This window comes from Paenibacillus apii, from assembly GCF_011043685.1.
Lineage (GTDB): Bacteria > Bacillota > Bacilli > Paenibacillales > Paenibacillaceae > Paenibacillus_AQ > Paenibacillus_AQ sabinae.
The window spans coordinates 144,999-168,526 of sequence record NZ_JAAKGU010000014.1; the positions used below are offsets into that span (position 1 = coordinate 144,999).

20 protein-coding genes and 1 pseudogene are annotated in these 23,528 nt (G+C 43.2%); 6 read left to right on the forward strand and 15 right to left on the reverse strand.

All coding sequences use genetic code 11. The features are described 5' to 3' along the window. Positions 1 to 109 precede the first annotated feature (109 nt). From G5B47_RS22940 to G5B47_RS22950, 3 genes are all read left to right on the forward strand, one after another. Complete coding sequence (locus G5B47_RS22940; RefSeq protein WP_165103347.1) at positions 110 to 1,927, forward strand: LysM peptidoglycan-binding domain-containing protein; 1,818 nt, start codon at positions 110 to 112, stop codon at positions 1,925 to 1,927. Positions 1,928 to 2,016: 89 nt separating this feature from the next. Then, a complete protein-coding gene (locus G5B47_RS22945) occupies positions 2,017 to 2,916 on the forward strand; it encodes a radical SAM protein (protein WP_165103350.1) in 900 nt (299 codons plus the stop codon). 23 nt (positions 2,917 to 2,939) lie between these two features. Further along, positions 2,940 to 4,127, forward strand: coding sequence for a pyridoxal phosphate-dependent aminotransferase (locus G5B47_RS22950; RefSeq protein ID WP_165103353.1), 1,188 nt, complete (start codon positions 2,940 to 2,942; stop codon positions 4,125 to 4,127). Between the two features lie 65 nt (positions 4,128 to 4,192). Here the strand turns inward: G5B47_RS22950 and G5B47_RS22955 are convergent, their stop codons facing one another. Beyond that, on the reverse strand, positions 4,193 to 4,690 hold the full coding sequence (locus tag G5B47_RS22955) for a hypothetical protein (RefSeq protein ID WP_165103355.1): 498 nt from the start codon (positions 4,688 to 4,690) through the stop codon (positions 4,193 to 4,195). Positions 4,691 to 4,799: 109 nt separating this feature from the next. On the opposite strand from G5B47_RS22955, the gene G5B47_RS22960 reads away from it, so the two are divergent. Further along, the gene (locus tag G5B47_RS22960; protein ID WP_165103358.1) at positions 4,800 to 5,255 is read left to right on the forward strand and encodes an AraC family transcriptional regulator; all 456 of its coding nucleotides are present in this window, start codon (positions 4,800 to 4,802) and stop codon (positions 5,253 to 5,255) included. A gap of 25 nt (positions 5,256 to 5,280) precedes the next feature. Here G5B47_RS22960 and G5B47_RS22965 read toward each other — a convergent pair whose 3' ends face one another. Together G5B47_RS22965 and G5B47_RS22970 are read right to left on the reverse strand one after the other, a co-directional pair. Further along, complete coding sequence (locus G5B47_RS22965) at positions 5,281 to 6,120, reverse strand: class I SAM-dependent methyltransferase (protein ID WP_165103361.1); 840 nt, start codon at positions 6,118 to 6,120, stop codon at positions 5,281 to 5,283. A gap of 524 nt (positions 6,121 to 6,644) precedes the next feature. After that, positions 6,645 to 7,613: an AraC family transcriptional regulator gene (locus tag G5B47_RS22970; protein ID WP_165103364.1), complete on the reverse strand. Its 969-nt coding sequence runs from the start codon at positions 7,611 to 7,613 to the stop codon at positions 6,645 to 6,647. 140 nt (positions 7,614 to 7,753) lie between these two features. Here G5B47_RS22970 and G5B47_RS22975 point away from each other — a divergent pair, with 140 nt between their 5' ends. Beyond that, a complete protein-coding gene (locus tag G5B47_RS22975) occupies positions 7,754 to 9,187 on the forward strand; it encodes an MFS transporter (protein WP_235957314.1) in 1,434 nt (477 codons plus the stop codon). 64 nt (positions 9,188 to 9,251) lie between these two features. Here G5B47_RS22975 and G5B47_RS22980 read toward each other — a convergent pair. The 9 genes and pseudogenes from G5B47_RS22980 to G5B47_RS23020 all read right to left on the reverse strand — a co-directional run. Beyond that, positions 9,252 to 9,503: pseudogene (locus tag G5B47_RS22980) on the reverse strand (IS4 family transposase); the annotation flags it as partial. Between the two features lie 107 nt (positions 9,504 to 9,610). Further along, the gene (locus G5B47_RS22985) at positions 9,611 to 10,093 is read right to left on the reverse strand and encodes a hypothetical protein (protein ID WP_165103367.1); all 483 of its coding nucleotides are present in this window, start codon (positions 10,091 to 10,093) and stop codon (positions 9,611 to 9,613) included. Between the two features lie 23 nt (positions 10,094 to 10,116). Beyond that, positions 10,117 to 11,271 carry an alanine racemase gene (gene alr, locus G5B47_RS22990; RefSeq protein WP_165103370.1) on the reverse strand — a complete coding sequence of 385 codons (1,155 nt, stop codon included), beginning with the start codon at positions 11,269 to 11,271 and terminating at the stop codon, positions 10,117 to 10,119. A 198-nt stretch (positions 11,272 to 11,469) separates the two neighbouring features. After that, a complete protein-coding gene (locus tag G5B47_RS22995) occupies positions 11,470 to 12,618 on the reverse strand; it encodes a sugar ABC transporter substrate-binding protein (protein WP_165103373.1) in 1,149 nt (382 codons plus the stop codon). A gap of 1 nt (position 12,619) precedes the next feature. Then, on the reverse strand, positions 12,620 to 13,627 hold the full coding sequence (locus G5B47_RS23000; RefSeq protein WP_165103375.1) for an ABC transporter permease: 1,008 nt from the start codon (positions 13,625 to 13,627) through the stop codon (positions 12,620 to 12,622). Positions 13,628 to 13,644: 17 nt separating this feature from the next. Then, complete coding sequence (locus G5B47_RS23005; RefSeq protein ID WP_165103378.1) at positions 13,645 to 15,156, reverse strand: sugar ABC transporter ATP-binding protein; 1,512 nt, start codon at positions 15,154 to 15,156, stop codon at positions 13,645 to 13,647. Positions 15,157 to 15,173: 17 nt separating this feature from the next. Continuing rightward, a complete protein-coding gene (locus tag G5B47_RS23010; protein ID WP_165103381.1) occupies positions 15,174 to 16,022 on the reverse strand; it encodes a serine hydrolase in 849 nt (282 codons plus the stop codon). Between the two features lie 11 nt (positions 16,023 to 16,033). Further along, positions 16,034 to 17,527: a M81 family metallopeptidase gene (locus tag G5B47_RS23015; protein ID WP_165103384.1), complete on the reverse strand. Its 1,494-nt coding sequence runs from the start codon at positions 17,525 to 17,527 to the stop codon at positions 16,034 to 16,036. 1 nt (position 17,528) lies between these two features. Beyond that, positions 17,529 to 18,869, reverse strand: coding sequence for a helix-turn-helix domain-containing protein (locus G5B47_RS23020; RefSeq protein ID WP_165103387.1), 1,341 nt, complete (start codon positions 18,867 to 18,869; stop codon positions 17,529 to 17,531). A gap of 628 nt (positions 18,870 to 19,497) precedes the next feature. Between G5B47_RS23020 and G5B47_RS23025 the strand changes: the two genes are divergently transcribed. Further along, positions 19,498 to 19,977: a helix-turn-helix domain-containing protein gene (locus tag G5B47_RS23025; RefSeq protein WP_165103390.1), complete on the forward strand. Its 480-nt coding sequence runs from the start codon at positions 19,498 to 19,500 to the stop codon at positions 19,975 to 19,977. Between the two features lie 1,188 nt (positions 19,978 to 21,165). Here the strand turns inward: G5B47_RS23025 and G5B47_RS23030 are convergent. The 3 genes from G5B47_RS23030 to G5B47_RS23040 form a co-directional block, all read right to left on the reverse strand. Beyond that, positions 21,166 to 21,366 (reverse strand): hypothetical protein, encoded by a 201-nt coding sequence (locus G5B47_RS23030; protein ID WP_165103393.1) that lies wholly within the window; start codon positions 21,364 to 21,366, stop codon positions 21,166 to 21,168. A gap of 178 nt (positions 21,367 to 21,544) precedes the next feature. Beyond that, positions 21,545 to 21,712, reverse strand: coding sequence for a hypothetical protein (locus tag G5B47_RS25410; RefSeq protein ID WP_206107500.1), 168 nt, complete (start codon positions 21,710 to 21,712; stop codon positions 21,545 to 21,547). A 477-nt stretch (positions 21,713 to 22,189) separates the two neighbouring features. Next, complete coding sequence (locus G5B47_RS23040) at positions 22,190 to 23,278, reverse strand: hypothetical protein (RefSeq protein ID WP_165103396.1); 1,089 nt, start codon at positions 23,276 to 23,278, stop codon at positions 22,190 to 22,192. Positions 23,279 to 23,528: the final 250 nt, after the last annotated feature.

Below are 23,528 nucleotides of genomic sequence, written 5' to 3' on the forward strand. Positions count from 1 at the left end.
GAATCCATTTTATAATTTCGACTAATTTGTGGAAGTTTCCTGCCTCTTCTGCATCATTCATCTACTGAATACACTGGGTAACAAGAGGTTTAAGGAGGAGGTCGTCCCCGTGCAGACATTCTATACCGTAAGACCCGGCGAATCCGTGTCGGTGATCGCCAAGAGATGGGAAATCCCTGTCGCTGCGCTCATCGCAGCAAACAACCTTCCGTCTCCCGATATCATCACCCCCGGTCAGCAGTTGTCGGTTCCGTCCGGTGTGACAACCGTTCAGGTGAAACCTGGAGACTCTGTCTACTCCCTTGCGCAAGCGTACGGCGTGCCTATGGCCGCTATTATTGAAGCCAACCGGCTGAGTCCGCCATACACGATCTATATTGATCAAATACTCATCATCCCGCCGGGTGTCCCCTATTATGTGGTCCAGCCCGGGGATACCTTATATGAGTTGTCCGGCAGATACAACGTCACGACGGGACGCGTCCGCAGACCCGATCTGATCCGCCAAGCGAACCGGCTGCCTTCCGACTTGATCATCGCGGGCATGCGCCTCATCATTCCTTACGCTCCTCCGGGCCAAGCCGGAAGGCTGGCCTTTGTTTCGAACGCTGGCGGCGCCTACGATCTCTGGCTGTACGATCCGCGGAGCGGCCGAACGACAGCGGTTGGAGGTCAGCAGGCGGATGCCCATTCCGTGCCCTATTGGTCGCCGGACAATCGCCGGATTGCTTTTATCGGGAAGCAAGGAGTTCTCTTCATCCTCGACGTGCTGCAGGGAACCTTGACGCAGATCGATCAGCTGGAGCCCTATACCACCCTCTCCTGGTCCCCGGACAGCGCGCAGATCGCCTACACGAAGCAGAACCGGATCGTGCTCTATGAGCTGGCTACCTTCTTCGGCCGAACGCTGCCCGTAACCGGCGCTAAGCATGTGCAGTGGTTTCCCTCCGGCGATAAGCTGTTATTTGCGGCCCCGGATAACACCGGAACAGATCAGCTTTATGAGATTCGTACCGACGGTACCGGCCAGCGCCAAATTACGCATGATCAGAACAGCCCCAAGAATGAGGTCGAGCTCTCGCCAAGCGGCTTCCATGCCCTTTTCACCTCTCCCGGCGCAAGCATTTCCATTATATATGTTGCAGAAATCAGTACAGGGAATATATCCGAGCTGACGGGCGGGCCCCTGGCGAAAAATTATTTCCCGGCCTGGGCTCCAAACAGTGATGTTATCGCGTACAGCGCGACCGATTTCGCCGAACGCAAAGGCTACTTCTCGGCCATCCGGACCGAACGTCCGCAAGGCGGGGGCCAGCAAATTCCGGCCGTCTCCGACTGCTTTGCGACTCCTGTCACCTGGTCACCAGATAGTGAAGCCATTGCCTACTTGTCCGGCTGCCGGGGAACGGGGCTCTCCAGCGAGATTTGGATCGTCGATATCCGCCATCCCGCACCTATCCGTGTTGTTTCCGGTACAGGAGCCATCACCTCCGTACAATGGTCCTACGCAGCAATTCCAGCAGATAACTACGCCCAGTTCCGCAGCGATGTGTACCGTGTCAGCTTCCCCTACCCCGCCACTTGGCGAGCGGTGAGCGATACCCGGTATGAGGGTGCAGACGGATTCTTCCAGATATCCGCCCTGGCCAGCGATCTGCCCTTCGACGAGCTGTGCCGTTCCGAAGCGTATCATCCGCTAATGCCGTACGGCTCTTCGCCGCGGATTGTCTCGGGACGCGTGCAGGGTCAGGAAGCCTGCTACATCTTCCCTTCCCCGGACCAAGCACCTGAACTTCGGCAGCAATCCGCGTTCATCGCTGTATATCCGCAGCCTGTTGTGATTAACGGCAGCACCTATCCGTACTTCATCCTCTGGGCGGATCAAGCTCATCTTCAAGCGATCGTGAACGGACTCCGTTTTCTTTGAGATACGCACTTTAAAGTACGTACTACCTCAAACAGCCGTATAATTGTAAACTTATAGAAATCAGTGCTATGTATAAAGGAGAAGAGAAAATGAAATATACCGGCCCCGTTTACCGTCCGCCTTTTGAAGCGTATTCGCTATTACTGCAAGTCACTGTCGGATGCAGCCATAATGAGTGCAGCTTCTGCACCATGTATAGCGATGTGCCTTTTCATATCGAAACGATGGAACAAATTGAGCATGATTTATGGGAAGCCAAACGAATGTATCCCGAAGTAAACCGTATATTTTTAGTCAATGCCGACCCTTTTGCCCTGAGTGCAGAACGGCTTAAATCGATTGCGGTTAAAATCAATGAAATCCTGCCTCAAGTTCAGACTATAGCGATGTATGCCTCTGTTAATAACATAAAAAATAAAACCGATGAAGAGCTTAAAGAATTAAGAGCCTTAAAGATTAATGACCTCAATATTGGCCTGGAATCCGGTATGCCCGAGGTTGTGGAACATTTTAATAAAGGATTTACGGTGGATGAAGCGAAAGTTCAGTTAAAGCGTTTAACCGAGGCCGGAATAGACTTTAGTGTAAATATTATCATCGGAGGAGCCGGCAGCGAAAAAACACGTGAAAACGCAAAAGCAAACAGCAAACTGCTAAATGAAGTTAAGCCAAAGCTGATTTTTATTGCCACTTTACATGTGGATCCCGGCAGCCCGCTTGATGAAGAAGTAAAAGAAGGGCTTTTTATAGAAAATACCTTGCGCCAAAATATTGAAGAGGAAATCGAAATGTTAAGCGGATTGAACCTGGACCATACCTTTTTCTTCGGTCTCCATACCTCCAATGTAATACCCGTTCGCGGAATGCTGCCAGACAAGAAAGATGAGATGATTGCGGCACTAAAAGAAGGCTTAAACTCCATTGGGGGCGAATATTTAGACGGTCACCTGCAAAAAGGTGCGGAAGGAGCGGTTTCAATCGCCAGATAATGGGTGGAGGAAGGAGATCAGGAATGAAAGAATTATCGTCAAAGATCGCAAGCATCGAACCGGCTAAAATCAGAAAAATGTATGATATGGCCCAAGGGTTAGACAATGTAATTAGTTTTGTAATAGGCGAACCTGAATTTGATACTCCACAGCATATTATAGACGCCGCCAAAAAAGCCATGGATCACGGCCATACGCATTACACACCCAATTCCGGTATTCTTCCTCTACGTGAAGCGGTAAGCGCGCATTTTCAAGATTTTGATAAAATCAGTTACAATCCGCTTGATGAGATAATGATTACCGTTGGGGGGATGCAGGGGCTTTACCTGTCCCTTCTGGTCCTTACGAACCCCGGAGATGAGGTCATCGTCAGTGACCCGTGCTATACCAATTATTATGGAATGATCGAAATGAATCATGCCGTTCCGGTGACGGTTCCGGTGTACGAAGAAGAAGGGTTCAACTTTACGGAGCAAGGTTTAAGAGCAGCGATAACCCCAAAATCCAAAGCCATCCTGCTGAATACGCCATCGAATCCAACGGGAGCCGTGGCTGACCGGGAGACGATAGAAATGATCGCACGGATAGCCGCCGAGCATGATTTATATGTGATTTTTGACGAGGTGTACAAGCATCTTATCTATGATGATGAAGACTTTTTCAATATAGCCCGCATTCCCGGCATGAAAGAACGAACGATTATTATAGATTCCGTATCCAAATCCTATGCTATGACCGGGTGGAGAGTCGGATTCTGTCTAGGCCCGGAGCCTGTCATCTCGCAAATGCAAAAAATCCAGGAATTTATGCTGTCCTGCGTGAACACTCCGGCACAATATGCAGCGATCGAAGCCCTGACGGGACCCCAAGACGCTCTTACCTACATGAATGAGCAATATAAACAGCGCAGAAAAATTATGGTCGACCGGATCAACAGCATCGATACCTTGTCCTGCTTAATGCCGAAGGGCGCATTTTACGTATTCATGAATATTAAAGAAACGGGCCTGACTTCAGACGAATTTGCAATCGGGCTCCTCAAGGATCAGCATGTCGTTGTGTCTCCCGGGGATTGTTTTGGAGCTATGGGCGAAGGTTATGTGAGACTGTCGTATGCTACCTCCGTGGAAAATATTAATGAAGGATTCGATCGAATCGAGAAGTTCGTGAAAAAAATAAGCGAGCGAAGAGCAGTTAATCACCGTTAGCCCAATAACGTTATGCAAGATCAGGAGATATTCAATTTCCTGGTCTTTTATTTTCTTCAATACTATCAGGTTGCACTAATAGCCGCATCGCGGTGCCTTTTTTGAATTTCATGCATTCCCATAATCACCGCAACAAGCTCGTAAGTATCCAAATGATCGCTCTGATTGTTCAGAACAAAAGCACCTGAGGAAAACCAGCCGTTCACCTGCTTGAAATGGGCTACAATCTTCGATTCATCGGACACCTCATATTCCTTGGAAAATGCCGGGGATGTGATATCGTAGCTTCCTCGCCCATCGGTTTCGTAGGTGAATTTCTTAGTGAACATTGAAAATCTGTTCCGCAAAACACCGAACTGTCCCCCGCCACCGTCCGTAATCTCCCATTTGCCTGAAAAAAACGGAAAGTGTCCCTTATACAGCAACTGTCCATTTGGCCCATACACATCAATCGCCGAGCCAAAAGCGCTTTTCAAATCGATCTGACCGATACTTTCTCCCTGCTCGTTAAGAATTTCCGTAACACCCGCACTAAACAAATTATCTCTAAAATAAAGCTCCATCGAACCATCGCCTCCTGGAAATAATTTTAAAAAAATGAATGAATTTATTTTTATATCATGATAGCATTCCAAATGTATTGAATATGATTAGAGAAAGGAAGAAGAAACCATGAACATTAAAGTCGAGACTCTTCCAGCATATCGAATTGCCTATGTGCGGCAAGTTGGTCCCTATGGTCCTGCCAATATTCAAGCCATGGAAAAATTAAAAAAATGGGCGAAGGAGAAAAGCCTGCTCAATGAATCAGCAATAATTCTCGGAATTCCCCAAGATAACCCTGAAACCACGCCTCCGGAGCATTGCAGATATGACGCGTGCATCGTTATTTCAAAGGATGTCCGAGTGGATGATTCCATTTGCGAAGGCGAACTTTCCGAGGAGAAATATGTTATTTTTAAAGTCAAACATACGGCGGAAGATATTCAAAAAGCATGGACGGAAATTTTTCCAGCTCTACAACACAGCGGATATCAAATGGACAACAAACCGATTTTGGAAAGATACACGGGTGACATGGTTAACCATCATTATTGCGAAATCTGTGTTCCTGTAAAACCGTTATAGCCATTGGAGGAACAGTAAAAACATTTCACTTCTTTCTTGCCAACACACAAAGCGTATCGTTATCTTCAGTAAAAGGATCGCCGGAGAAGTTATTATAAAACTCCAGGTCAACAAATCCATACTTCAGTAAAATGGAGGATATCTCATCCCTCGTGTACGTTTTATCCCAGATGTTATATGCTTCAACACGGCTGGTTTCATCAACAATGATATATTGACTTAAATGGACGCCCGAGTCTTCATACCAATAACTTGAATTTAAACCTAAGTGGGGACCGGGCCTCCAGAATCCTCCGTTTGCCATACTCCATGTTTTGGTTTCTTTATGGTCCATGTACTTTTGCGGGCGGAATATATCAAAAATAAATGCTCCTCCAGGTTTTAAAGCTGCATAGATCTTCGTAAGTAACGTGTCCCTGCTCGATTCGTCGATAACGCCAAAATCACAGTAAATCATTAAGATGATGTCATATGAATTGGAATAGTCATACAAAATATAGTCTTCGTTTACATAAGAAATCGCAAAGTTCCCCATCGCTGCTTGTTGCTTGGCGTATTCAATAGACGATTTTGAAAAATCAATGCCCGTTACAGAATACCCTAATTTCGCCAATCGCTGCGCATATAGCCCAGGCCCGCAACCCAAATCAAGAATGTCTTTGGCATGATCCTGCCGGCATAAGTAATGATCTATCCATTGAACGGTTGAATCGATGACTTCGGGTCTCCGGCTTGCTGCATCCGACACCGGATCTAAATGTGACGCCAGCAGTTGGCGGGATATATAATCGTCCGTCCACATTTGAGAGGTCCCCTCTTGAAAAATGCTCGGCTTTTCGCTTGCTTGAAGCAGTCTGGTTATCAATTTCTATGCATCTCCTTGTTCCCATCATAAATAACTCGATAAAATCTCCATCAAAAAGTAAACCCATTCAAATGATCCCTCGAGTCAACACAGATTCAATTCCCATCTTGATGTATCATTCGATTGGCATCAATCCATCCAGTACGCTTTTTGTTCCCCCAAAGGTATTTTATAAACAAATGGAACATTTGAGGAATGCTGGATATCACACCATGACTTTCAAAGATTTAATCAATTGGAATTTAACACCTCATTACAACTTGTGGACGAAGTTTGGGGCGCTAAACAAAAGATGGAGAAGAGATTGGAGCACCCAGTAATCGCTTGTGCCTATCCATCTGGTAAATTCAATCAGAAAGTATTACAGGTGGTTAAGCGTGCCGGATTTGAATTTGCCGTAACAACATAGCCTGGGTTCGCCGTAAAAAAACAGGGTTTTTTAACCCTCCACCGCGTTCGAATACCCGGAGGCCAGCCAATGGCGGCTTTTATTCGAGAATTTCCTTAATGCTGACCGACACCACTTAACTATCCTCAAATCCTCCGGCATATGAAGTTTTTCGCAACGATTTCATATCTTGGAGAGGAGGTAGACCAAAGATCCTTCGATACTCCCGATTGAACTGTGACGGACTTTCATAGCCTACTGCCAAAGCGGCTGTCGTTGCCCCCATGGGACCACTCAGCATGAGGCGCCTCGCTTCCAAAAGGCGAAGCTGCTTCTGGTACTGCAAGGGCCCCATTGTCGTGACGGCTTTGAATTTATGATGCAGCCCAGAGATACTCATGTTGCAGGATTTGGCGAGTTCCTCAATGGTGAAAGAGCGTGCGTAGTTCTCTTTGATCCAATGAATGGCTTTTCCGACTCCGTCCGCTCTTTGATCAAAGAGCGCCTTTTGCAAAAATAAGTGCCCAAAATCTCCTGACAGCAAGTTAAAAATCATTTCCCTTTTGATCAACTCGGACAGAAATCGAACATCTTTAGGCTTATCAACAAGCTTCAGCAACCGGAAAAATATGTCCAGCAGCGCGGCATCTGATTTTCCGATGAAGGCACCGGCACTCCGATTTTTCTCCTTTGAATCCGTACTGATTTCCGCCTCCACGATCACAGAAGCTATTTCTTGAGTCGTAAAGTCGACACGTAAACCGATATACGGCGATTCTTCCGTAGCGTCGATGACTTGGGCGGCAGCCGGCATATCGATGAGTGACGCCAAATAATCGCCCGCCGAGTAATGAAAGATATCTTGACCAAGGTAAAGCTTCTTAGTCCCTTGAAGGATCAGGCAAAAAGAGGGCGTCAACACACCCAGACTTTTCGGCGTTTCACGACTGCTCCTGACAATCGTAAGAAACGGAACTATCGTTGGCGTCCGTCCCTCCGCCAAGGTAATCCGATCCGCCATAGCAATGATCTGTTCCAATGCTTTCTTATGAATAGAAACACTCTTTCCAAAGTTAGCTTGGTTATCCACTCTTTGTTCCGGCATGAATTCCATCCCCCCTTCTTTTTCAAACTACATCATTTTGCAGCTTTAGGCAAGTTTTATGCAGTAACGGTCTACTTCCCTCCTCCAATTCCATCCATAATATTATTCAGGAACACAAAACAACTGAAAAGGAAAGGAACATGTTTATGCATCAGTCAAAAAGGATGATTTTAACCATTATTATTGCATGTCAACTGATTATTGTGCTTGATGCCTCCATTATGATAACGGCAATCCCTCAAATCGGCCGTTCGCTGCATATGACGGCGACCAGCTTGACCTGGGTCCAAAATGGCTACATTTTGCCGTTCGGCGGTTTCTTGTTGCTTGGTGCCCGGGCAGGTGACCTTCTGGGGCGCAGAAGAATACTTGGTATAGGCATTGGATTATTTTCGCTATCCTCCATGCTGGCTGGTTTGGCGCCGACAGCCGAATTTTTACTGGTTTCCCGTGCATTTCAAGGCTTTGCGGCTGCATTAGCAACGCCTGCTGGGCTAGCATTACTGTCAGCGAGCTTTGTCGAGGCCAAGGAACGTTCCAGAGCAATTGCGATCTACAGCGCGGTTTCGGCTGGAGGCGGCAGTATCGGTCTCCTACTTGGTGGATTTTTCACCGATTTTATATCTTGGCGTGTCGGGATGTTTATCAATGTACCCATTGGGATTGCTTTGCTGTATTTGGTACAGAGGTATATCCAGAAAACAGGTACGAGAACCGGACGTTTTGATTTTTGGGGTGCGATTGTCTCCGTCATCGGCATGACTGCGTTGGTATACGGCTTTGTTCAAGCCGCCGAGCACGGTTGGGGGAAACCCGAAACATGGATTTTGCTTGCAGCCGGGATTATTTTGTTAGCGGCATTCGTTCTTATTGAAGCCCGGGCGACGGAGCCGATCATCCCTCTCCGATTGTTTGCGAACCGCCAGCGGTCCGGGGCTTATCTTGGAAGGTTCCTCATCGTGTGCGGGAATTTTTCACTCTTCTTCTTTATCCCTCAGTATTTGCAAAACGTGCTCGGTTTCAGCTCACTGGAAGCAGGTTTAGCCTTCCTGCCATTTACAGGCGCCCAGTTCGGGATGATGTATTTGATGCCCGGGTTAGTGCACCGTTTTGGAAATAGGAAAGTCCTGATGGCCGGTTTGCTATTAGCCATCATGGGTACCCTCTGGATAAGCCGGATCGTTGGCGTACAAGCCCAGTTTTTTCCGCAAATGTTCATCCTCTTGGCGATCATGGGCATTGGCGCCGGCATGGTTTTCCAACCGCTTACCGCCTTGGGGCTCTCAGGTGTGGATCCTCAAGATACCGGTGCAGCTTCGGGTCTCATTAATGTCGCGCATCAAAGCGGTTCCTCGTTGGGACTGGCTATTCTCATATCCGTATTTGATGCAGCTATCCGTACGGATCAACCTTCAAAGATGCATTTCGCTCATGCTATATCGAGCTCCATATTGGGATCAGTGTTATTTATAACGGCTGCTTTTATTGTAACGCTGATCTGCTTTCTTCCGGCAAGCCAACCCACGCGAGAACAAGCATTAACTGATTCATGCCAGGGGAACGGAGCCAGTTGAGAGACGTCAATTGCGTGCAATCGTGATAAAACAAAAGGGGGCAACACAAATAGGGCTACCAAGATCCGCTGTGATTGAGAAACCGATGGACAGTATCTTTGCCAGGAAAGGCTTCACCTTTGGCACTTTCGAGTAAGCGAAACCAGTTCTTCTGGTGAAAGAGCAGAACAAAGACGAGCATGAACAGGTAGGAACAGGTATAGCCGAAAGCCCTTTGGAAGCCTGATTTCCTCAGGTGCTTCAGTACACCTAACTCTTGAAAGGCAGGTCTCATTTCAGGTGGGAGTTGATCTAAGGATGATGTTTGCTTTATCATAGGGAGGACACCTCTTCTGTGGTTTAGTGGATCTCGACAATCTCACTTTACCAAACGAAGCGGTGTTTTTCTATGTTGGCAAGACCCTTACTTAAACCGACTCTAACTCAAGCCTGTACTAGGACCGAGTTGGTTTTCGCTCTGCGAAAGTTGAGTTTATAAAAATAGCGAGACCAAAATGATGCATCACCATCTTGACTAAATCCTTCTGATAATTCCAGCCACTCTTCCGTATTATCGTCAACAACACTTAAAGCAGCTTGTTTAAACACATACTCAAGCCAAACTCTTGCTACTTGATCAATGTCCTCAGCCATTTGTAGCCATTTTTGCACATCATCTATTAATTCATCTTGACTCTCTTTTCTTCTTGAGTTAAGAAAAAAATATAATTCATCGTTATCTGGGTCCAAACGCTCTATAACTCTGAAGATTGAATCAAATCTTTGGAACGGTTGAACACCATTAGGCAAATTAGAATGATGCTCCCAGAGCTTCAATATAGACTCAAAACATAATTTCGTCTGCCTTACACTCAGACCATTAATCATATCTTCATCCTTAACAACCTTACCAAAGTATCCTTTCATAATTAACTATCCTCGATTTCACCTTACCCATTTTGCACTAAATAGTCGCTAAGATAAATTCGAGGAACTCGTTTTCCAATAAGACAAACTACTTCGTAATTAATTGTTCCCACGAGTTCTGCAAGCTCATCTACTGTAGGTAATTCTTTTCTGTCCCCAATTAAAGTCACTTCCTCTCCAGGCTTGCACCCTTCTATATCGGTAACATCAATCATGGTTTGATCCATACAAATACGCCCAATAATTGGAGCATATTTCCCTCTCACTTCAGTCCTCCCGCGATTTGATAATGAGCGAGAAAGTCCGTCAGCATATCCTATAGGTAAAGTGGCAATCATGCTCACTCTTTCAGAAACAAAAGTACTACCATAACTGACAGCTTGTGCTTTCTGTATACATTTTAAAGAAGCAATCCTGGTTTTTAGACTAATAACTTGACGAAGTTCGTACTCCTCCCTCATTGTTGGATCCGGATATAAACCATACATAGCTATACCGACTCGCACCATATTGAGATGCATACCCGGATATCGAATCGTAGCAGCCGAGTTACAGCAATGTTTTATCGGAATATCGTATCCATCCCGCTGAATAAAATCCAAAACCTCCAAAAAACGAAAAAATTGTTCTTCCGTGTAACTTGATTGCAGACTGTCCGCATCAGCGAAATGTGTAAATATACCCTCAAGTTCTATATAAGGGTCTGCATCCGCAAAACGGACTATCTCCATCACCTCTCTCTCAGTAGTCACCCCGATTCTTCCCATTCCCGTGTCAACCTTTAAATGAATTCGCACTATTTTGTTAAGTTCTTTAGCTTGAAAGCTAATCTCTTGTAAAACGTCCAATGTATACACGGTCAAGGTCACATCATGAATCAACGCTACACGGACTGATCGTACTGGCGTATATCCCAATACTAAAATAGGAGCTGCTATACCAGCTTGGTTTAGTTGCAAGGCTTCATCTACAATAGCGACCCCTAAATACTGAGCTCCCGCTTGCAGCGCAGTACGTGCGATTTCAGCAGCTCCATGGCCATAACCATCCGCTTTTACCACGGCCATTAGATTAGTAGAAGGTTGTAACCGTTTTTGTAGACTTTTAATGTTATGAACAATGGAATTCAAATTTACTTCTACCCATGTATCACGATAACCAGCATTTTCCCACAACATATTCCCTCCTATTTCCCCATGTACCCGAGTATATAAACTTCCTGCCCTACGCTCCTATCACAAAAAAATACGTATTTAACAGGCACAGTAAAGAGAAAAAGAGGCTACCGGCATTTTAAGGTAGCCTCAATTCGTTTTAACTTTGTGATACGAGCTCCTCTTTTACCTTCATTGTTTTATCGCTACACCGCCTGTTTATCATTCAAGTCCTTGAATATTTCCGAACAACTGTAATATCCCAGTATCCTTGAGATACATATTATCTTCCACTAGAGGAGGAAGTTTTTCGGCAACAGCACCGTTCGGATAATAGTCATTAACATTTTCTTTGGTGAGCATCACTTGTGGAGCAGGAGTTAGTGCCGGAGGCTCAGTTCCATTTACAATCGCAACTCCCATAGCAATGAGGTATTGCCCCCAATCACTCATAAATATGCTTCCTTCTGCAACCCATTGAGGGTTCTCACGAAGTTGCTTGAGCGCTTCTTCACTACCTCCGAGTCCTGCTACAAGAGTATTTTCTGTTCGCCCACTCTCTTCAATAGCTCTCCATGCACCAAGTGTAGAATCATCATTTACGGAGAAAACAAGCAATTTACGGTTTTGATCAACAGTTTGCAGCACGTTTTTGACGGATGTATAGGTATCTTCCAACGTAGATTTTCCGTCCACCTGAATTAAGGATTCGCCAATTGTAGTGGTAGTCGGCACAATGGATTCGGGTGCAACTCCTTCCAATCCCAACGTCTCAGCAGCACTGACATAAAAATAACGAACACTATCATTCACTTCTGTTCCGGCAGTCGCGCTTTGTGCTATGATGATCGTCGTTTCTTCAGCTTTCCATCCTTTTTCCAATGCAGCCTGAGCGAGTTCTTTACCTGCATCAATTCCGAGTTGCTTGTTACTAAGATTGAACCAGTGGCTACCTGGAACAGGCACATTTACACCGATCGAAGGAATTCCTGATTTTTCAAAAACCGCCTGAAGTGCGTTGCCCACACCTTCTACACCATTATATTCAATAATCAAGTCCGGCTTATCTTGCACCATCAGCTGCGCATTTTTCAAAGCTGTAGCACCATCGAAATTGTTGTTATACACTTTTAATTCCACACCCGCCTTTTCAGCAGCTGCTTTCATCCCCTTCCCAAGTTCGACAAATAGAGGACCAGATTCTGTGACGTTCGCAAAGGTGAAGAACATTTCTTGATTCTCAGTGTTTGGGGATGCATTATCAGTGGCAGATGCGTTAGAATCATTAGCAGTGCTATTGTTTCCGCAAGCTGTTAAAGCCGCACTGAGTACAGTCACCAAGAGTAATCTCATAATCTGGCTCTTTTTCATTTTATTTTCCCCTTTTATTCTGTATTTTATTGATCCAAGCTGCTCTAATGTTATTGAAGTTTACAGCTAACAACAATACAATCCCCGTCACAATTTCTTGATAAAAAGTTTGCACCTGCATAATTGCCATACCGTTTGATAACGTTCCAAGAATCAAAACGCCAACAATAGTTCCGATAACTCCACCTTGTCCGCCTGTTAGTGAACCTCCTCCAAGGATAACCGCCGTAATTGAATCTAAATTATACGTGGAACCCATCGTTCCCGAACCTGCCATCAATTGACTGGCCAGAACAATACCAGCAAAGGCAGCTAGAACACCACAAATGATATACACGATGACTGTGGTCAGATCTACGCGTATGCCAGCAAGCCGGCTGGCTTCCTTATTCCCCCCCATTGCGTATAGTGATCTGCCAAATTTCGTATACTTTAGCGTATAAAATCCCAAGACTGCAAGAACTGCCAAAATCCAAACATGATTCGGCACACCTGCATTGCGCCCCGCCAGTACGGCGGCGTCTAAATCTTCAAGAATTGTTGTCAAACCGCCAGTAATTACTTTTGCTAAACCGGCTGTAATAGATAAGGTCGCAAGCGTTGTAATTAGCGGGTTGATTTTAAATCTGGTAATAAAAACACCATTAATGAAACCGACTAAACCGCCGATCAGAATTACAAGTAAAATGCTCGTATACGGATCTATCCCACTGTTTGAAAATACAACAAACATGACTGCTCCAAGCGGCACAATGCCTCCGACCGAAAGATCAAAACCTCCTGTGATCAAAGCAAAGGTTTGTCCAATAGCAACGATACCAAGTACAGAAGCATTATCCAAAATATTGAGGGCGTTTGACGTCGAGAAGAAGTTTTCGGTCGAAGCACTGAAGAACAAAGTAATTGCCATGTAAAAAACAAACAATCCTATCGCTTCAAACGCTATATTCCCTTTTATCTTTTTCTTTTTGTCGGGAGATTCTAATCCAGCTGTATCCGAAAGTTTCATTATCGCTACTCTCCTCTCTAAGCGCCTCCAGACGCAAGCCGAAGTGCCTCTTGTTGGGTTTTTGTCTCACCACTTAGTTCTCCCATTACTTGTCCATCCCTCATTATCATCAGTCGGTCGCATAAAATAATGGCCTCTTCGATATCCGAGGTTACAACTAAGGTTGCGGTCCCTTCATTTGCAATGGCGCGCAGTTCCCTGTGAATCTCTAAGCGTGCTCCTATATCAACGCCTCTTGTTGGCTCTTGCAGCACGAGCAGCTTTGGTGCTAAGGCAAGGCGACTTGAAAGCAGGACTTTTTGCTGGTTCCCTCCACTCAGTTCTCCAACAGATTGCCATAATCCCTGGTACTTTAAGTTGAAGCGAGCGGATAGATTCTGAGTAAGCTTTCGTTCTTTACGAAAATCCAGCATCCTCAACCGATTTAACATTTTTCTCAACACAAGCAGTGTCGTATTAGTTTGAACAGATAAATTAAGGACGAGACCTTGCTTTTTTCGGTCAGGGGGTACATAAGCAATTCCTGCATTTTGCGCCTCTCGCGGAGATTTGAATAACAATCTGGTGTTACCCTCAAATACTAGCTCGCCAGAAATATCTGTGTTTAATCCAACAACCCCCTCTGCAATGGTCTCTGCTCCGCACCCCCTAACCCCAAATAAACCAACGATTTCACCTTCATGAACACTCAGATTTAAATTGCTGATTGTGGGTATTCCGTTGTTAGACCAATTGCAAAGTTCCACAACGCATTTACGCCCTCTGTTAGATCTGGATGCAATAGAATCAAGATTTTCTTTTTTATGACCAAGCATATGGTAAATTAAAGTTTCATGATCGCTTCCCCTAGTTGGTTCCGATGCAACATGACGGCCATTACGAAAAACATCGACACGATCGCTAAACTGGAATACTTCATCCATTCGATGCGAAACATAGATAATTCCGACATCTTCTTCCCGAGCCAGACGCCCTACCATTCGAAATAAATTTTTGCTTTCATTATCTGTAAGTGATGCTGTTGGTTCGTCCAGCAAAATGATTCGAGCACGTTTACTCAATGCCTTTAATATCTCTACTAACTGCTTATCCGCAAGCTTAAGTTGGGACATTTTCTTTTCAACATCAATTTGAATACCGAAGTGTTGTGCTTGTTCCATGGTTTGACGCACCATTTCGCGATGCGAAACGCGCCCGTTCTTTTTAGGCCATCGGCCTAACATTACATTTTCGGCTACTGTTAATTCCGGTACATAAGCAAGCTCCTGTGGAATAAATGCAATACCATGTTTTAAGGCATTCCGAGGCGGATACAGCGAGACCATTTCACCATCGACATAAATCTCCCCCTCCGTCGGTTCTACAACACCGGCAACAATTTTAGAAAATGTAGATTTGCCCGCGCCATTCTGACCAATGACCGCTACGGTTTCCCCACGTTCTAAAGTAAACGTTACGTCGGAAAGAACAGTAGTAGATCCATACACCTTTGATATGTTGCGAATTTCTAATAATGGCATTGGACTCATCACTCCCTCCTATTCCTTCAGGTATGATCTTTTTCTATGGAGTCATACAGTATTCTGCCGATCTTCCCGATTAGCATGGAAGCCTCATTTTCCATATGAAAGGAAAGATCGGCACAATTATCACTTAAAACAGCATAAGCATAATGTTTACCTACTAGTTCAATCAGTCCAACATCGCATCGCACGCCGGGAAAAAAACCTGTTTTATTCATTATTTTCACACCCTGCTCCATGTTGAGGTCAGTAGCATATGGATTGTGATCTAAGTACCGGGGAAATAGATCTAAATAATGCTGTTTGCTAAGAATATTAAGTGTTGCTCGCGTATAATCCTCATCGAAGATATATCCACAAGCCAACTTCTCAAGATATATTATGAAGTCGTCTGCAGTCGACACGCCGAGGCGTCTAATATCGTCCCCAATTTCCATAAAGTTAATCCGGTTGCGCAGCTCAGAATTTTGTAGACCCTGATTTTTTATGTGTTTATTTACCGCCTCAATTCCTCCTATCAGGTCGATCATCATATTGGTTGCTGTATTATCACTGAACACAATCATCAATGTGGCGATATCACATATTGTCAATTCTATACCAGGAAGCAAATCTTTAAGCACCCCCGAACCACCGACCTGAACCTCTGACTTCACCGTAATTCGATCCGACAGTTTACACATGCCCTGCTGAGCCTGTTCCATCATAGCACCAAGTATATACAGCTTAATTGTGCTTGCAGTTGGGCGAACCGTACCACTCTCCAAACAATAATCAGTTTGATTGTGAATATCTTTAAAACGGACAGAAATATTGCCGCTAAATTTCTCAACCAAGGCTTCAATAGCTGCGTTACTCTCTCTTGTTAACATCCCTCTGCCTCCTATTTTATAGGCTGGATTAACGAAACTTCATCTTGAACCTCGAGTGGTACTATAGGTCGGCGTATTTTTGAATAGGTGAAAGTATGGAATTGATTTGTACTAAGGCCAGGCGAATCAACTGTGATAATGTGTGCAGCAAGATTGGCAAAACTCGCACGAAAATGATGACTGGATTTTATCCCAATGATTCGATATTCCCGGACATCGATGCCATGCAACAAAAAAATTTGCTCATCGAAAACTTGTGCACTTACCGAACAGACGATAACATCAATCTGACCGACCAAAAGTCTAACTGATCGACCAACACTACGCTTTAACCCCTGCCACATCGGTGAAGATTGGATAAAGCGGCCATCTGTTAAAGATTTAACAGATGCTTGCACTCGGAGTGATTCCCCATGAAAATCATCTGTTTTCCCACCCAACAGCACATCAATCGTACTGCCTACACCGTTACGATGAGCAACTTCAACAACTTCCGGATCATTGATCACTCCAAAACAAGAAAATGGGATGTTAGCTTTAATCATGGCACTCAGTAAATATGTGCCGTCGCCTGGTGTTCCTGCGCCCGGATTATCAGAAGTTTCATTAATAACGACAGGAAAAACATCGCTTTCTAAAGCCTGTTCGATTCCTCTCTCTGGAAAAGGGAGTTCCGGAAAAAACTCGTGCTGAAGCTGTAAAATACGTTCGCTGGCTGCTTCTAAAGTTTGGTTTGCTAAAAGCTCATTTGGGTTCTCAGTTGTACATATAACAGAAACACCCGCTGCATAAATATCTGCATATGGAAAACCATGAACAAATGACACATCCAGAATGCCTAATGTATTTCCCAATGCTTCGCAATACTCATTGATCATCCTAGCCGGATTAACATAAGTCGTCGATGTTGGAATAAGTAGCGGCAATTTTTTCATATATGTGACAGGCTGGATTTCGCCTTGTATGATACGGTATACTGTTCGCATAGCTTCGAACCCGATGTCATAAGAATCAGTATGTGGATATTGTTTTACAGAGAGCATCACGCTGGCTTCTTCGACCATCAGAGAGGTGATATTTGCATGGAGATCCAGCGTTACGATAATCGGAGTCTCATAGCCAATCTCTTGCCGGATGCTATACAATAAGTCTCCTTCCAAATCTTCAATATCTTCAACTACGCCAGCACCATGAAGCGCAAGACAAATGGCATCGTATGCTTCTGCCGATTTAATTGTTGAAATAACAAGTTTTTTTATGGTAACGTATGCCTCTGAGGTAACTTTTCCTGAAGGAAACGCCATTGCATTTATCGTAGGAATCAATTCGATTCCATTTAATTCTGCTCCTGCGATCATACCACCTAAATAATCTCGAACACCGGTATGATGGCGGATAACTTCCCTCCCGATCTCCCACTCGCCAAGGTAGAACTTCTCCAGATCTGCCGTTACACTGGAGAAAGTATTGGTTTCGTGTGAGATTTGACCCACAATGACTTTCATCTTAGTTCCCCCTAAAAAGGTCTGTTTGCAACTGCATAATTTCTTCATTGAAGCTATATACTCTTCTAGGCTTCCCCCTCTTCCACAAGGCTTCCTGCCCAACAATCTTGATATGTTGTGCTTGTTCTAAATTGCGTATCAACCGCTGAGCACTTTTTACCGTTATTCCTATCAAAGGCGCGATCTCATTCGCAGTAAATTGACCCTTTAATTCCTTAACAGCCTGAAGTAATTTGTCCAAGACAATTTTGTTGATACCCAGCTCAGACGATAGGCGATCCAATCCCTCGTCCGTATTCCGCATTGATTGTTCCTCCAACTCAAAGCTTCCTAGCGGGCCTAAAAGCTGATGCTCCTCATTAACGACAAAACAGGTGTTACTAATAACTTCTTTTGACTTAGTCAAAGCTGCACGCGCGGCTTCTGCAGCTAGATTAGTTGTAAGACCGAACCCTACTCCCATGCTCAAATACAGGCCCTCAGGAAGCTTAAGGGATTGAAAGAAGTCAGGCGCGTTTTTCATATCTGATGTTGATCGATAGATAAAACTGCGAGTTGTAAAGAATAAAAATTCACCTGGTGCCGTTCGAACATATTGTCCATCGATTGTTTTCACAAATTTAAACACTGCTTGTTCTACTTTCAAATTTAGTTCTTGCTCATCCAATACGCTTTTGGTAGATCTCCATTCTTCTAATCCACCTATTGAAATTGAACCGACTGCTAGATAGTTATTCTTGCTTTGTATATTTTCACAAATGAGTTGAGCACGTACAAACGTTTCACGAATAGAGGCATGTAAAGGTTTAATTCTGACTGCTGGAATACCTAATTCAATAAGTTCCTTGTAGCAGTGACCCATACTTGTAATGGCAATGTGAATACGGCCTGAGCGGAAAAGATTCGTGTGATAATCAATAAGCCCTTCCAGTTTGCTGGAGTCATCAAATTCAAGAATGTATTCAGGCGGATCCATTCCGATTTCCTTGTATGTTTCAATGATTAATTCTTTATCAACTGTATCAATGCTAGTAAGAGCATTATTCATTAACCGTTGTGTTTCAATTATGGCCTTCAAAACGCCGGATCCATTATATGGAATATACACTGCAGGCATTATCTCTAGTTCCGGCATTTCTTTAACCTTGTAATATGGGATCACGCCAGCAAAAAACAATAAATCCACTTCATTTCGCATACGCTGCACAATATCGGTAATTTCTTCTTCTTCTTCATAAATGCACGCCAGGAATAAAAGATTTGGGAAAGAATTTTCAAATTTAAAACATTCGACAACTAAATCTTCTGGCCCAATAATCGCCACTCTAGATTTAAAACTCATATAGCCCTCCCATAAAGGAACACGTTCCTTAATGATCCTTATTTTATTTTAATTATTTTATCGTGTCAATAACGCATGTAATGTTTCATGACACAATAGACGTTTTTTTATTTCAAAAAAACGAATGGATAAGTGTTCTCTTTTAAAAGCGACACCATATGTAACTTTAATGACGTAAGCAGTGCTTGATAACGAACGTAGAAAGCTAAACCCTACAAAAAGCACCCAACAACTTACGAGCGTTGTTGGGTGCTCTTCCAACCCCGAACTCTCGTTACAACCCCATGGGATGGAACATCATGAATGGTTAACCAAGGCTTATATTCCTCAAAATGCCTCCTACCACGCCCTTCCTTAATCCACCTTTCAATCGTTGCTGCTGTAGTGCGCCGACGTCTTTTCGACATGAACAATTCCTCCATTGATAAATAGATTTATTATTTACAATACCAGTAAATAAAACGAATTATAATTGACTTTGATGATAGACGATAATTAATTGACTTGTCAACACCATTTAGTCAATTAATTTACAACTTCAAAGTATTATGTTACCATTAAGTAAAGTGTTCACTTTACTGTTCAGTTTTGTATTCAGGTAAGCAGCAGATTATGGGTAGGGGGATATATGTTAATATTAGGAGAAAGAATTAAAACCTCGCGTATATCTAGAGGGTGGACTCAAGAAGAACTCGCCGGGAAAATCGACACAACGAAACACGTTATTTCTAATTGGGAACGCAACAAAGGTAATCCAGACCCAGAGCAAATTACCGCATTAGCTAATGCCTTTGAGGTTTCGGCCGACTACTTGCTTGGGTTAAGCAATTTTCCCGAACCACATTTTCGGGACCCATTTGGGCAAATCTCCTTGATGCCTGCAATTGACTATTCTTTTGTGAAAGGATCGACATGGGATCTCCTTAAATTGTTAAGCTCTGGTATTTCACTGACTGTAGAGGGTAATGAAATTGCCCTTAAAGATAAGAAACTGATCGCCACCATCATTGAAGCCATTCTTACCAGAAGCAACGAAGATGCTTGCGGGGTTATAGAAGAACCGCTTATTTCTCTGACCAATACGGATCAGGATTCTCAGCTGTTTTAAGGTGCTGCCAGCTCATCACCAATCTTCTGTTAGATCCAGTACCCTTTTGCATATATCACATTGCATCTCGATGATTAGCCCAAGTCCAGTAGGAACGAAGGTATAAGCGAATTTAGCACCTGTACTGTCAACGGGTTTGCATGAATCCCGATCTTGTATTTTCTAAAGCATCTCTTCTGTAATCTTAAAAATCATCGTTCCATCTCCATTCTCAAGTTTCATTTTCACCTCTTGATGGCCATCGTAGAAATGGTGCTCTTCGATAGAACCATTGCAAAAAGGAGCTAACGACTAGGGGGAGACATGATATTTCGAACCTCCCTCTAGTTAGAGATGCCTTCCAGTTGTTCAACTCTACTCTCTAAACGCTTCATATAGATCAACATCGCGTCAAGAGTACATGGAGTCACAAACCCGGGCACGCAGTTCCTCTCGATTTTAATCCTACTAGTGAACTTCTTGCTCCTACTTGGCTCTACCGGTCCCCATCAATGTTTTCTGTACCTCAAGATTTTCTCCAGACAGATTATCCAAATCTCTAATGTCTTCTGCAGCATCATAAGTTTGTAGTAATGATCCGGATTGTTTTTGAACGGGTAATTATAGTACTTTTTTTCTCTTTCGATGCTCAGCCTGTATACATTGATAATTTGTTCGACATCTTCAATTAACTCTTCCATCTTCCCACCTTTGCTTATCTTGGTTTATGATAAACGCATCGTTATTTTGCATTTTTCTTAATGCTTTAAGTTTCTAAATGCTCTGAAAGTAAAGCTGAAGTTTAACGTCTGAAGGTCTCTTGCTATCATCTATTCGATTACACTTTTCCAAGTCGCCATTACTTGCGACTATATAAATTGCTGACAATTCCTTGTTGAAAATATATACAATCCTTACCCGCCACTCTTTCTCAAACGCAGCCTTTTCGAACCACCGATTTCTAATTGCTCTTGAGCATGTAAATCTAGCTCCCTTGAAAATAATGCCTCGCGTGGTCACTCTCGCACATCCATTTCTCAGCAAGTGTTTATTCATTCCCATAGAACAACTCCTTCATAGATTCTTCTATCACAATTATATCTCTTATAAAATATTTTATTCATTTATCATTTTTTAGATATTTGTTGGCAGACCCTCCTCACTAATTTTAAAATATATATCTTTGATGCAAACGGCGCAGACAACTTCCTAAAGCTCATCATCATCCTTCATGAATCCATCTATCTTTCTGCCCATTAAGTAAATCACTAACATTAACGTACCGATACCAATCGCCTCAATTGCTGTTATCCAATTACGAATACTAATCATCCCTGCACCAAAACCAAGTAACATAACAATAGTGACTTTTATCAAAATATCCTCAAGCTTACCTGCCCCTTGCTTCATTAAAAGCCACACTCCCGCTTCGTTTTGTTTGATCAGTTACTGGCCTTACCCACTCCATATCAGTGTTTCCAACAGCAATGCCGGCTAACTATTCACATTGATTTATCGAGATATGTTCAAAAAAAATAAAAGCCCCAGCCGTAAGAATTCCTTGGCTGAAGCCCTTGGTCATTAAACATTACAACACTAACTGAAGTTCCTTCCATTCCTCATCTGCAACATAGCGATACGACTGCGGGGCTACGAAATGCTCAAAAACCTCATCAGGTTGAACAGGGTTCTGATATTCCCGATATTCCTTAATTTGAATCGCATATCCGGTTTCTCTATCTGAAAAATACTGCATGAAGAAGTCTTCAGAAATTCCCGATTGTTTGTGAGTCCGATTCCATAGTGCTTGAGGAGTATCCGATAAAATATGATCAAAAGTAAATTCTCCGTCCTCTTACCAGAGGATACACTTTCATCCTAGTTACATAGATCTTGTGAATGCTGTTCGTGTATGAGACATCCTCCAGGATGTTGACGTTCTCATCTCTTAAGATAGAGTCTGGGAACATGACGAAATGATATTGAGGATAGATCGAAAAGATGTATTTGTTATTCTCTTTTATCGAAATCAAAGGATAATCCGTTAATACTTCGCCCGTAAATGTGGTCAGAGATTTTACAAACACCAACTCCGTCATTTGCCCTGCCCGTTAACGTATCAAAGGCTACCATGAAGATCCGCGGCAGCCTTGTTGTTGGAAGTATGAAAGTAAAGTTTTCCGTTGTGTAATGGATATACCTATCCTCAGCAAGATGGCACTAATGCTATTTTTTATTCAATTGGATTTTCTCCAAAGACCTCTTCAATCAGGTTCCCTTTAAAGGCATCAAGAATCAAATTAGGGTCATTGAAAAAGTGTAAAATCATTTGTCCCCAATCTATTACACTGATTTCACCTTCAACAAGCCATTGTTTAATATGTAAATTCGCGTGAGCATTTATTTGCTGCTTTACCCTTATTTTATAGTTATCGTTATTATAAAAATTGAACGATCCATCGACGTGAACAAATGTATTTGTCTGAGGGTTAAAGATGGAATGCAAATATCGTGTTCTAAACAATTCCTGTTCTTCATTCCCTTGAATATCCCATAACTCCTCAACCTCAATCCAGTGTTCAGAATCCTTTCGATGAGAGATCCTAAATTGAATTTTCTTCATAGTTTCCGGATTATAAACACAAAAGAATTCGCTGTTTCCGGGGTGAAGGGGGAATTGAATTTCATCGAGATTAATTTCTCTTCCTTGGTACACCTCAGAAAATTCACGCATGAATGGTTTATAATGTTCTTTTGCAAGACTAATTGTTTGGTCTAACCGTAAGGAAACAGAATTCTTATTTTTCATTTGTTCAGTGAGAAGATGTATAAGGTACGGCGGTGTTTTTGCATCTCTTCTCGCTCTATAAAGTGGGTTATAATAATAAAAATTATTTCCAAAAAAGACTCCCTGGTGATTAGCAGAGCTTTTATCATCAAGTAGCACAATGCCGTATTTAGGATCTGCAGCTTCCGGAAGGGCTTCAAGTGGAATAGTAAAGATGTCATATATATCGAGTTCTTTATCTAACAAACTTAATATAACTAGATCGGTAGGTATCTTGGTTTCAACCAGCAAATAAGCAAGGTAGGGCTCGATATCCCATAGATATTTTGCAAAATCTTCTCTGGCTATGTCGTGCAGCTCCATTGACTGCTGAATTTCATCTAAAGCTGGATTAATGATATCCTTATAGCCGGTAGCTTTAAGAAAATCCTCCTTCTGGGGCACTTCATAATAAGCCATGCCCATCGAGAGCATGAAATATATCGCTTTTTTAATTACAACTTTTTGTTTTATATAATCAAGAAAATCTTTCATTTCAATTATCCTTTATATCATTAATAAGCACCATTCTTTCATCACTTTAATTAAAAGAGGAGTTATCTGTCAATAAAAGTCCCCGAGGGCTGTAACTTGCCTTTGTTCATGTTCAAGTTGATCGGCGAAAGAAAGTACTGATGCGAATTACAGTTTTCGCCAAACTTTCTCGTTAATAAAACAATACTATACTGCCAAATAGCTTAATCTCGAAGGTTAGACTTTAACTATATTCTTCGGACAGTCCTAC

Bases quoted from the DNA above. Each gene is read 5' to 3' on its own strand.
- G5B47_RS22945 (WP_165103350.1), top strand. From the start codon at position 2,017: ATGAAATATACCGGCCCCGTTTACCGTCCGCCTTTTGAAGCGTATTCG.
- G5B47_RS22950 (WP_165103353.1), top strand. From the start codon at position 2,940: ATGAAAGAATTATCGTCAAAGATCGCAAGCATCGAACCGGCTAAAATC.
- G5B47_RS22955 (WP_165103355.1), bottom strand. From the start codon at position 4,690: ATGGAGCTTTATTTTAGAGATAATTTGTTTAGTGCGGGTGTTACGGAA.
- G5B47_RS22960 (WP_165103358.1), top strand. From the start codon at position 4,800: ATGAACATTAAAGTCGAGACTCTTCCAGCATATCGAATTGCCTATGTG.
- G5B47_RS22970 (WP_165103364.1), bottom strand. From the start codon at position 7,613: ATGCCGGAACAAAGAGTGGATAACCAAGCTAACTTTGGAAAGAGTGTT.
- G5B47_RS22975 (WP_235957314.1), top strand. From the start codon at position 7,754: ATGTTTATGCATCAGTCAAAAAGGATGATTTTAACCATTATTATTGCA.
- G5B47_RS22985 (WP_165103367.1), bottom strand. From the start codon at position 10,093: ATGAAAGGATACTTTGGTAAGGTTGTTAAGGATGAAGATATGATTAAT.
- alr (WP_165103370.1), bottom strand. From the start codon at position 11,271: ATGTTGTGGGAAAATGCTGGTTATCGTGATACATGGGTAGAAGTAAAT.
- G5B47_RS22995 (WP_165103373.1), bottom strand. From the start codon at position 12,618: ATGAAAAAGAGCCAGATTATGAGATTACTCTTGGTGACTGTACTCAGT.
- G5B47_RS23000 (WP_165103375.1), bottom strand. From the start codon at position 13,627: ATGAAACTTTCGGATACAGCTGGATTAGAATCTCCCGACAAAAAGAAA.
- G5B47_RS23005 (WP_165103378.1), bottom strand. From the start codon at position 15,156: ATGAGTCCAATGCCATTATTAGAAATTCGCAACATATCAAAGGTGTAT.
- G5B47_RS23010 (WP_165103381.1), bottom strand. From the start codon at position 16,022: ATGTTAACAAGAGAGAGTAACGCAGCTATTGAAGCCTTGGTTGAGAAA.
- G5B47_RS23015 (WP_165103384.1), bottom strand. From the start codon at position 17,527: ATGAAAGTCATTGTGGGTCAAATCTCACACGAAACCAATACTTTCTCC.
- G5B47_RS23020 (WP_165103387.1), bottom strand. From the start codon at position 18,869: ATGAGTTTTAAATCTAGAGTGGCGATTATTGGGCCAGAAGATTTAGTT.
- G5B47_RS23025 (WP_165103390.1), top strand. From the start codon at position 19,498: ATGTTAATATTAGGAGAAAGAATTAAAACCTCGCGTATATCTAGAGGG.
- G5B47_RS23030 (WP_165103393.1), bottom strand. From the start codon at position 21,366: ATGAAGCAAGGGGCAGGTAAGCTTGAGGATATTTTGATAAAAGTCACT.
- G5B47_RS25410 (WP_206107500.1), bottom strand. From the start codon at position 21,712: ATGCAGTATTTTTCAGATAGAGAAACCGGATATGCGATTCAAATTAAG.
- G5B47_RS23040 (WP_165103396.1), bottom strand. From the start codon at position 23,278: ATGAAAGATTTTCTTGATTATATAAAACAAAAAGTTGTAATTAAAAAA.